The organism is Frankia sp. AiPs1, from assembly GCF_023716945.1.
GTDB lineage: Bacteria > Actinomycetota > Actinomycetes > Frankiales > Frankiaceae > Frankia.
On sequence record NZ_JAMQQF010000210.1, the window covers coordinates 1 to 9343 of the forward strand.

A 9343-nucleotide genomic window follows, 5' to 3' on the forward strand; every position below is an offset into this window, starting at 1 on the left:
CCCGCAGGCTCGCGGGTCGGCCTGGCCCACGCCGCGGTGGCGCTTCCCCTCGCGGCGGTCGTCGCGATCTCCGGCTGCGGCGTGCTGCTCCTGCAGACGTCCCTGTCGGGTAGCCGGCCGCTGTGGGAGCACCGGGACCGCCTGCGCGGCCTTGACCTGATGGTCGACGCAGCCGTCGTCACCAGACGGGTGGCCCGGCCGGGCGACGTCGTCGCGGTCGGCGGCCGACTCGCCCGGCCGGGCTGGCTCTACGCGATGGAGGCCAGCGACGACGGGCCGCGCGAGCCCGCCGATCGCCAGCCCGGCCCTGGCGGGGACGGCCGCTCGCGACGGGGCGGCGCAGGTGGCACGGCCGACTCCGCCTCCGCCGGTGTGACATCCGCGAACTCCGCCGGTGTGACGTCCGCCGGTGTGACGTCCGCGCATGAGCCGTCCGCGCATGAGCCGTCCGCCGTCGATTCGGTGGTGACGGTGCCGGCGCTGCGCGGCGCCGCCGCCGTCACCGGCGGTTCTGCGGCCGGCGGGGTGAGCGCCGTCGGCGACCACCGGCCCGCGGGACCGGTGGCGGATGCCCGGGTTCCCGCCATGGGCCGGGTCGGTGCGCCCGCCCGGATCGCCCGGGGGAACACCGTCTTCTTCGGCGGTGCCGAGCCCGCTCTACTGGGCCAGCTTGCGCACCGCCCCGTCCTACCCGGGCATCTGCTCGTCTTCGTCTTCGACATCGAGCGGACGGGCCTGTCCGGTCAGCTCGCGTCGCTGCACCGGGCCGGCTGGTGCGCGACCCAGGACTGGAACTTTCGGCTGACCGGCGTGCTGACCCGCTACGACCGCTGCACTCCCAGCGTCCCACCGCCCCGGCGGGTCATCGTCGCCTACCACTGACCCGGCCCTGGTTGGCTTGCAACTCTGGGTTGGCTTGGGGTTCTGGGTTGGTTTGGGGTTCTGGGTTGGCTTGGGCGGGCCGCGGCCGATGCGGGCGGACGGGATCTGGCGGCACGCGGCGCGCGCCTCGCCGGGCGCGGCGGGGATGCTTGTCGGGTGCGCGGTTCTCTCCCTCTCCCGTCCTGTCTCCCCCGGCTCGCGGCGCCCGGCGGTGGCCCACCCGATCCGCTGCCCCGCAGGGAAGCCGGCCGGCCCGGCCCACCCGTCGTCATCGGTGACAGCACGGATGGCGGGGCAACAGGAGATGGCACCTCCGGACTGGCCCGGGCGGGTGTGCGATGACCGACTCCGATCCCTCGCGGCCGGTGCGTCCCGCGGGTCCCCCGGCGTCGACGCCGGCGGCCGCGGCCGAGCTGTTTGGCCCACGGCTTGCGGCGGCAGAGCGCTTCACCGAACTGCTGGCGACCGCGGGAGTGGAACGCGGGCTGATCGGTCCGCGGGAGACCGACCGGTTGTGGGAGCGGCACGTGCTCAACTGCGGGGTCCTCGCCGAGGTCGTTCCCGAGGGTGTCGACGCCGTTGACGTGGGCAGCGGCGCCGGCCTGCCGGGAATCCCCCTCGCTCTGGCCCGCCCGGACGTGCGAGTCGTGTTGCTCGAACCGATGGAACGACGCTGCCGTTTTCTTCAGGAGGTTGTGGCTGCCGTGGGACTGGAGGACCAGGTTTCCGTCCTGCGTGGCCGCGCGCCGGATGCCGGAATCGGCCCGGAGGGTCGTAGATTCGGGGTAGCCGTCGCACGCGCGGTCGCCCCGCTCGAGCGGCTGGGCGCAATCCTCCTTCCGATGCTGCAACCGGGTGGTGTCATGCTGGCGATGCGCGGTTCGCGGATCCTGGAGGAGTTGCAGGACGCGCGCGGCAGTCTCGGAACCCAGGGGTGGCATCCCGTGGATGTCGTGGTGTGCGGAGAAGGACGGGTGGACGAACCCACCCGCGTCCTCCGTGCCGTGCGGTCATCCCAGCTCTCCCGGGCCGAAGGCAGGAAAGGGCGCGGCGACGGTGAGCGGCACGATGGCAGACAGGTCAGACGAACGGCGCGGGACTCACGACGATCACGGGAGGTCGATCGTGACCACCCGACGCGTGGGCAGTCTCGTTCCACGTGAAACAGCGTCGACGGGCCGAGGCGGATCCGTGGGTGGGGGATATCGGGGTCACGACTCCGCCATCCCCCCGCTGGACCCTCTCGACCGGTCGACCCCGATCGGAGCGGCGGCGGCAGCAGCAGTGGAAGCCTTGGCGGCAGAACGACGACAACCATTCCCCCGTCCCACTCGGCGGCGCATCATCTCGGTGGCCAACCAGAAGGGCGGCGTGGGTAAGACGACGACGACGGTCAACCTGGCCGCGGCCCTGGCGTCGCACGGCATCCGCGTTCTGGTGATCGATCTCGATCCACAGGGAAACGCGTCGACGGCGCTCGGCATCGACCACCACTCCGGCGTGCCGTCCATCTACGAAGTGCTGCTCGGTGACCGCCCGCTTGACGAGGTCATCGTCCCCTCGGCCGAGGCGCCGGCCCTGTTCTGCGCCCCGGCGACGATCGACCTGGCCGGCGCCGAGATCGAGCTGGTCTCGCTTGTGGCTCGGGAGAACCGCCTGCATCGGGCCATTCAGAGCATGCAGCGGGAGGTTGACTACGTCCTCATCGACTGTCCCCCGTCGCTTGGCCTGCTGACCGTCAATGCGCTGGTCGCGGCGCGGGAGCTGCTCATCCCGATCCAGTGCGAGTACTACGCGCTGGAGGGACTCGGCATGCTGTTGCGCAACGTGGAGCTTGTCCAGGCCCACCTCAACCAGGACCTGCGCCTGACGACGATTCTGCTCACCATGTACGACTCGCGCACCAGGCTGGCCGATCAGGTCGTACACGAGGTCAAGGAGCACTTCGGGGACCGGGTGCTGGGCACCACGATCCCCCGTAACGTCCGGCTCGCGGAAGCCCCGAGCTACGGGCAGTCGGCGCTGACCTACGACCCGACCTCCCGCGGCTCCCTGTCCTACCTGGCTGCGGCCCGTGAACTCGCCGAGCGAGGCCTCGAGCCGAACGGTGCGGTCAGGTGAGCGCGCGCCGCAGCGGTCTGGGGCGCGGGCTCGGGGCGCTCATCCCCGTCGCTCCCCCGCCCGCGGACGAGCCCGGCGCCGATCGCCTTGCGGCCGACCGCTCCGCCGGCGGCGGGCCCCTCGGCGCCTTCGGCCTGCGAAGCGGCGAGAACACCGGTCCGTTGCCCGTCCAGGGCGCCACCTTCCGCGAGCTGGAGGTCGGGTCGATCGTCCCGAATCCGCGCCAGCCCCGAACGCACTTCGACGAGGACGCGCTGGAGGAGCTGGCGGCGAGCCTGCGCGAGGTCGGCCTGCTTCAGCCGGTCGTGGTCCGCGAGGTGGGGCCGGAGCAGTACGAGCTCGTGATGGGCGAGCGGCGTTGGCGGGCGTCCCAGCTCGCCGAGCTGACCCGTATCCCCGCGATCGTGCGAGAGACCGCCGACGACGCCATGCTGCGCGACGCCCTGCTGGAGAACCTGCACCGCCAGCAGCTCAACCCGCTGGAGGAGGCGGCGGCGTACGAGCAGCTCCTCAAGGATTTCGGGGCAACCCACGAGGAGCTCGCCGGGCGGCTCGGCCGGTCCCGCTCGCACGTCACCAACACCATCCGCCTGCTCGGGCTGTCGCCGGCGGTGCAGCGGCGGGTTGCGGCCGGCGTGCTCTCGGCGGGGCATGCGCGAGCGCTGCTCTCGCTGCGGGATCCCGAGGCCCAGGACCGGCTCGCCACCCGCATCGTCGCGGAGAATCTGTCCGTTCGGGCCGTCGAGGAGATCGTCGCGCTGGACGATGACACGCCGCGCAAGCGTGCCCCGCGCGGTCCTCGCTCGACCCCACCCACCCTGTCGCGTCTCGCCGACCAGCTGTCGGACCGTTTCGAGACGCGGGTGAAGGTCGATATGGGCCGCAGCAAGGGAAAGATCACGGTTGAGTTCGGCTCAATGGAGGACCTGGAGCGGATCGTCGCGGCGATGTCCCCCGCGACCGCGCCGGACGCCGCTTCGGCGCATTAGCCGTCCCGGCCGCGTCACCGTTGCCGTCGCCGGGTCGACATGGCTGGGTCGACACGGCTGGGTCGACACGGCTGGGTCGACATCGGGTGGGGCTGGGGCGGCACGGCTGGGTCGGTATGGCTGGGTCGGTATGGCTGGGTCGGTCTGACTGGGCCGGTCTGACTGGGCCGTCCGACCTGGCGGGGCGCGTCGGCGCCGGCCGTCCGACGTTGCGGGTTCGGCGGCGGCAGTGGCGCTGGCAGCTCCAGGAACGGTGCCCGACGGGGGAGTGGCCGCCGGTATGGGACGCGGGGGCGCGGCGTCCCGGCGGCAGTCAGGCGGGGTTGCCGGCCTGGCCGACCTTGCGGAGCACGCCCTCCGGCGTCATCGAGCCCAGCAGTCGTTCCAGCGCGACCTCGACGTCCTCGCGCCAACTCACCGTGTTCTTGACTTCGAGGCGCAACCGGGGCCACCGGTGATGAGGCCGCACCGTCTTGAAGCCGACGGCCAGTAGGTAGTCGGCGGGCACCACGCACCGGGCGCCCGAGTTCTGCAGGTCACCAAATGCCTCCACCGCCTTGAACCCCCGCCGCAGGATCTCCTTGGTGACGGACTGAATGAGGATGCGACCGAGGCCCTGGCCGGCGAACTCCTCCACGATGAGCGCCGTCATCAGCAGGATGGCGTCCGGCGACACCGGGCTGGTGGGGAAGGCGACCGAGCGGGGCACATACGCGGGCGGCGCGAACATGATGAAACCGGCCGGGACGTCGTCAACGTAGACGATCTTCCCGCAGCTCCCCCATTCGAGTAGCGCCGCAGAAACCCAGGCCTCCTTCTCCAGGTCGGTGGCTCCGGTTTCCTCCGCGCGGCTGCGCGCTACCGGATCGAGCTCCCAGAACACGCAGCGGCGGCAGGGCAGCGGCATGTCGTCGATGTTGTCCAGGGTGATGTTCGCGATGCGACGGCTCATCGAAAGGGCACTCCCGCGGTCGGCCACCGGCCGCCGTCCCCACCGATTGCGTGGACGGCGGCCGTTTTGGCATCAGCCTAGGCCGACCGGTGCTGATCGACCCTCGACGCACCGGGTCCGTTTCACGTGAAACCGCTCTCGCGACTCGAACCGGACGGGTGCGGGCCGGCGGGCCAGCTCATCCGCCCCGTCCTCCGCGGGAGGGACCGGCGGACCCGTCAGGCGCGACCGGCGAGCCGCGGGACATGAAGCTGTCCCGTCGGGGCGTCCATCTCCGGCGGGAGAAACAGCCGCTGCGTCGCCGCGAGGACCGCCTCGGCGACCGCGGCGCGGAAGTCGGTGGAGCCGAGTGCACGCGCGTCGTGCTCGTTGGTCAGGTAGCCGAGGTCGAGCCGGACCGTCGGCATCCGGGTACGGCGGAGCAGGTCCCAGACCTTCGGGTGGGTGCGGCAGTCCAGCATGTCGGTGCGGGAGACGATCTCGCGTTGGACAAGTTGGGCGAATCGCTCGCCGACGGCCGAGGAGCCGCGGGCATTGCCGTAGTAGTAGGCCGATACTCCCTGCGCGTGGGGGGAGGTGCTGCCCTCCGTGTGCAGCGAGATCAGCAGGTCGGCCTCCAGCTCGTTCGCGCGGGCAGCGCGTTCCTCCTCGCTCAGTGACTCGTCGGGGCCGTGGATGAGGTGGGATTCCAGGCCCGAGTCGAGCAGGCGGGTGGTGAGCCGGGTGGCGAGATCAGCCATGAGGTCCCGCTCGCAGAGGCCACCGCTGACGATGCCGAGGTCGTCACCGCCATGCCCGGGATCGAGAGCGACAACCACCCCGAGCAGCGAGGTGCCGCGGGCCAGCAGACGGACGGATTCGCGCAGCACATCGGGACGACCACCGGTCACGGTGCGGCGCAGCCGCTTGAGCTCACGCAGCGTCCGCGGACCGCACCGACCGTCCGGATCCAGGCCACGGTTGCGCTGGAAGTCGCACACCGCGCTCTCCGTGCGGGGACCGAAGATACCGTCGGTCCGGCCGATGTCGAAGCCCATGTTGAACAGACGCTCCTGCAACGCGGCCACGTCATCTCCGACGAAGGGGTGCGCGGCGCTGAAATAGAGCAACCTGTCGCCGAGATTGTGGCGAGCCTCCTCGAGCGCCCGCGCCGTGTCCGGACCGAGTATCCCGTCGACGGACAGGCCACGACTCTGCTGGAAGGCCCGCAGCGCATTGTCGAGGTCGCGATCGAACCGGTCGGGGAGAGCGGCCGGGGCATCGCCCGCGCCGCCGGCCGGCCCTGCAACCGGGCTGTGCGCGCCATCCGCGGTCGCCGGGGCGGCCAGGGCGACCGCCGCCGGCGGCTCGGCCCCGGTCGAATCCTCGGGATGTGCCCCGGGCGGCGGCGCTACGCCCTGTTCTCCGCTCTGCCGGGGGGTCGCGGGAAGAAAACCGAGATAAGTCAGGGCCGCCCGAACCTCGGCGACGGCGGAACCTTGGTCTCCCAGCCGCAACAGCTTCACGAACGTGTACCTTTCAGCTTGCCTGCCCCCAACGTGTTCCCCGGCGGAACCCGGTGGTCGGGGCCGCCGCGTCGACGAACTGTTTCCCGACTGCCGATTGCTGAATCTCAAGCCTAGGGCATGCTCACGTGGTCCCGACCGGCCGCGAACAGGATCCTCCGTCATTGACCTAGCGTGACTATTCTGTCCACGCTGTGCTATGGCAGGCCGATTCTCGCCGCTCGCCCCCGCCCGGCCTCGCCGCACCCGGCGGGGATTGTCTGGTGGCAAGGCGCGCTGGTAGGCGAGTGCGCCTGCTGGCGGGGTGCGCTGCTGGCGGGGTGCGGTGGCGACGAGGGTGCGGTGGCGACAGGAGTGTTGGGGGAAGTCCCGGTCCACTGGATACGCCGACGGCCCGCCGGCAGGAACGCGCGGCGGGCCGTCGGCGGCGGCCTGCCGGGCACCCATCCGTCAGGGGTGGGCGCGCCGCGTGGCCGTCGAGAAGGTCAGTTGTCAGGAAGCGATCAGATGTACGGCGAGAGGTCGCGCAGCAGGGCGGCCTTCGGCTTCGCGCCGACGATGCTCTTGTCCACCTCGCCCTTGACGAAGACCGCCATGGTCGGGATCGACATGATCTGGTAGTTCCGGGCCGTCTCCGGGTTCTCGTCGATGTTCAGCTTGACGATCCGCAGCTTCTCGCCGTGCTCCTTGGCGATCTCCTCGAGGACCGGTCCGACCATCTTGCACGGGCCGCACCACTCGGCCCAGAAGTCCACGAGGACCGGTACGTCGCTCTGGAGGACCTCGGCGGTGAAGGTGCTGTCGGTTACGGGCGTGGTGCCTGCCATTGCTGTTCTCCCTGCTGGATGTGGTGGCTGGGCATTGGTGATAGCTGGAAGTCGGCGGTGGGCTGGGCGGCCGATGCGGGGGAGCGGCGTCAGGCCGGCTGCGGCGCCGGGGTGGAGACCCGCGGGGCCTCGAGGGTCGACTCGCCGGGACCCTCCCCGGCGGCGATGAAGCGCTCTGCGTCGAGGGCGGCGGCGCACCCGGTGCCGGCGGCGGTGATGGCCTGGCGGTAGGTGTGGTCGACCACGTCGCCGCAGGCGAACACGCCGTCGAGGTTCGTCTTGGTGGTGGGATGCGCGACCTTGACGTAACCGGCGTCGTCCAGCTCGAGCTGGCCGCGGACCAGCTCGGTGCGCGGGTCGTGGCCGATGGCGACGAACAGGCCGGTGACGTCGAGGTCGTCGGTCTCACCGGTGACCGTGTCGCGCAGCCGGACGCCGCTGAGCTTGTCCTCGCCGAGGAGCTCGGCGACGTCGGCGTTCCACCGGAACCGGATCTTCTCGTTGGAGAAGGCCCGCTCCTGCATGATCGCGCTGGCCCGCAGCTTGTCCCGCCGGTGGATCACTGTGACCGACCGGGCGAACCGGGTCAGGAACGTCGCTTCCTCCATCGCCGAGTCGCCGCCGCCGACGACGGCGATGTCGTGGTCGCGGAAGAAGAAGCCGTCACAGGTCGCGCATGCCGACACCCCGCGCCCGAGCAGCCGGTCCTCGTGCCCGACGCCGAGCTTGCGGTAGGCCGAGCCGGTGGCGACGATGACCGTGCGAGCGCGGAACGTCTGGTCCTCGACCTTGACGATCTTCGGGTTGGCGGTGAGGTCGAGCTCGGTCACGTCGTCGGCGACCAGCTCGGCGCCGAACCGCTCGGCCTGCTGGCGCAACTTCTCCATCAGCTCCGGGCCCTGCACGCCCTCGGGGAAGCCGGGGAAGTTCTCGACCTCGGTGGTGTTCATGAGCGCGCCGCCGCCGGCGACCGCGCCTTCGAAGACGAGAGGCCGCAGGTTGGCTCGGGCGGTGTAGATGGCGGCCGTGTAGCCCGCCGGCCCCGAGCCGACGATGATGACATCGCGCACGTCGTCTACCAGTCGATCACCGTGACCGGTGACGTCCTGGACCTGCTGCTGGGCTGTCACACCCGCTCCTTTCACGCTGCGCGATTCCCCGTCAGCCGGGGCGGACCCGTGGGTGCCTATCGCTTCGGTGGTGCGTCGGGATCCCTGGTCGTGGGTCTGATCCGTGAAGACGGTGTCCGACAGCGACAACGGTCTTCGAGGGCGTCTGATTCCATCCTGTACCCGCCGGTGCCGAGCAACCGGCGACCATCGGTGTCGATGGTCACGCTACCTGCGCAGCGTGGTTGCGCTGTACCACAGTGCGGCGGAGACGCTGACGACGCCGCAGTGCGCGTCGACGACGAGCACCCGCGCCGCCGCGGGTTGCATGGGGATGGACAGCACGATCAGCAGCGCCGGCTGACCGTCGTACCGGACGCGGTCGACCGCGAGGATGTCGCCGCCCGACTGGGCGATGAGGCTCTGGTAGCAGGAGCGCAGATCCGGGGTGTCCAGCAGGGCGCGCAGCCGCTGGCCGGCCGTGGCCGGCGGTGCCGCCACGAGGGAGGCCGAACGGCGCGCGGCGGCCGGGGCAACCGCCTGGAACGGCACGGCGCCCGCCGACGGGGGCGCCGCCACGGCTCCCGCATCGCTGGTGTCCCCGGTCTGTCCGGTCAGCGGCAGGGGCAGCGTCACCGAACCCGCGATCTGCCCCGTGAGCAGCTGTCTGCCGTGTTGGCCGACATCGGCCGGGACGATGGTCGTCCGCGAGTCCGCCATCATGGTCAGCCGGCCCGACCGGGCTCCGGCGGCCGCGGTGCCGGCCGAGTCCCGGCCCTGCGCGACGCTCGACGCCGCGACCGGGTGGTTGGCATCCACTACCCGAAGGCCGTAGAAGGCGAGGACGGCGGCGCCGAAGGTGACGAATGCCGCGCAGACCGCCGCGATGGACACCCAGTCCCGCCGCGGGGTCGCCGCCGCGCCCGGCACCAGTCGCCGCGGGCCGCGGGCCGCGGGC

7 protein-coding genes and 2 pseudogenes are annotated in these 9343 nt (G+C 71.6%); 4 read left to right on the forward strand and 5 right to left on the reverse strand.

The window, feature by feature from the left end; translation table 11 throughout:
* The 4 genes and pseudogenes from ND748_RS17915 to ND748_RS17930 all read left to right on the forward strand — a co-directional run.
* Positions 1 to 882: pseudogene (locus tag ND748_RS17915) on the forward strand (hypothetical protein); the annotation flags it as partial.
* Positions 883 to 1220: 338 nt separating this feature from the next.
* Positions 1221 to 2045, forward strand: coding sequence for a 16S rRNA (guanine(527)-N(7))-methyltransferase RsmG (rsmG, locus tag ND748_RS17920; protein ID WP_251746954.1), 825 nt, complete (start codon positions 1221 to 1223; stop codon positions 2043 to 2045).
* Positions 2008 to 3003, forward strand: coding sequence for a ParA family protein (locus ND748_RS17925; protein WP_374215960.1), 996 nt, complete (start codon positions 2008 to 2010; stop codon positions 3001 to 3003). Before rsmG ends, ND748_RS17925 begins: the two co-directional genes overlap by 38 nt.
* Positions 3000 to 3992 (forward strand): ParB/RepB/Spo0J family partition protein, encoded by a 993-nt coding sequence (locus ND748_RS17930; RefSeq protein WP_251746958.1) that lies wholly within the window; start codon positions 3000 to 3002, stop codon positions 3990 to 3992. The genes ND748_RS17925 and ND748_RS17930 overlap by 4 nt, the downstream gene beginning before the upstream one ends.
* A gap of 313 nt (positions 3993 to 4305) precedes the next feature.
* Here the strand turns inward: ND748_RS17930 and ND748_RS17935 are convergent, their stop codons facing one another.
* From ND748_RS17935 to ND748_RS17955, 5 genes and pseudogenes are all read right to left on the reverse strand, one after another.
* Entirely contained in the window at positions 4306 to 4944 is a 639-nt protein-coding gene (locus tag ND748_RS17935; protein WP_251746959.1) for a GNAT family N-acetyltransferase, read from the reverse strand.
* Between the two features lie 218 nt (positions 4945 to 5162).
* Entirely contained in the window at positions 5163 to 6449 is a 1287-nt protein-coding gene (locus ND748_RS17940; protein WP_251746960.1) for an N-acetylmuramoyl-L-alanine amidase, read from the reverse strand.
* 503 nt (positions 6450 to 6952) lie between these two features.
* Positions 6953 to 7276: a thioredoxin gene (gene trxA, locus ND748_RS17945; protein WP_044885652.1), complete on the reverse strand. Its 324-nt coding sequence runs from the start codon at positions 7274 to 7276 to the stop codon at positions 6953 to 6955.
* Between the two features lie 89 nt (positions 7277 to 7365).
* Positions 7366 to 8406 carry a thioredoxin-disulfide reductase gene (gene trxB / locus ND748_RS17950; RefSeq protein ID WP_251746961.1) on the reverse strand — a complete coding sequence of 347 codons (1041 nt, stop codon included), beginning with the start codon at positions 8404 to 8406 and terminating at the stop codon, positions 7366 to 7368.
* 207 nt (positions 8407 to 8613) lie between these two features.
* A pseudogene (locus ND748_RS17955) lies at positions 8614 to 9343 on the reverse strand (hypothetical protein); the annotation flags it as partial.

Coding starts and splice junctions, on each gene's coding strand:
- rsmG (WP_251746954.1), top strand. CDS start 1,221: ATGACCGACTCCGATCCCTCGCGGCCGGTGCGTCCCGCGGGTCCCCCG.
- ND748_RS17935 (WP_251746959.1), bottom strand. CDS start 4,944: ATGAGCCGTCGCATCGCGAACATCACCCTGGACAACATCGACGACATG.
- trxA (WP_044885652.1), bottom strand. CDS start 7,276: ATGGCAGGCACCACGCCCGTAACCGACAGCACCTTCACCGCCGAGGTC.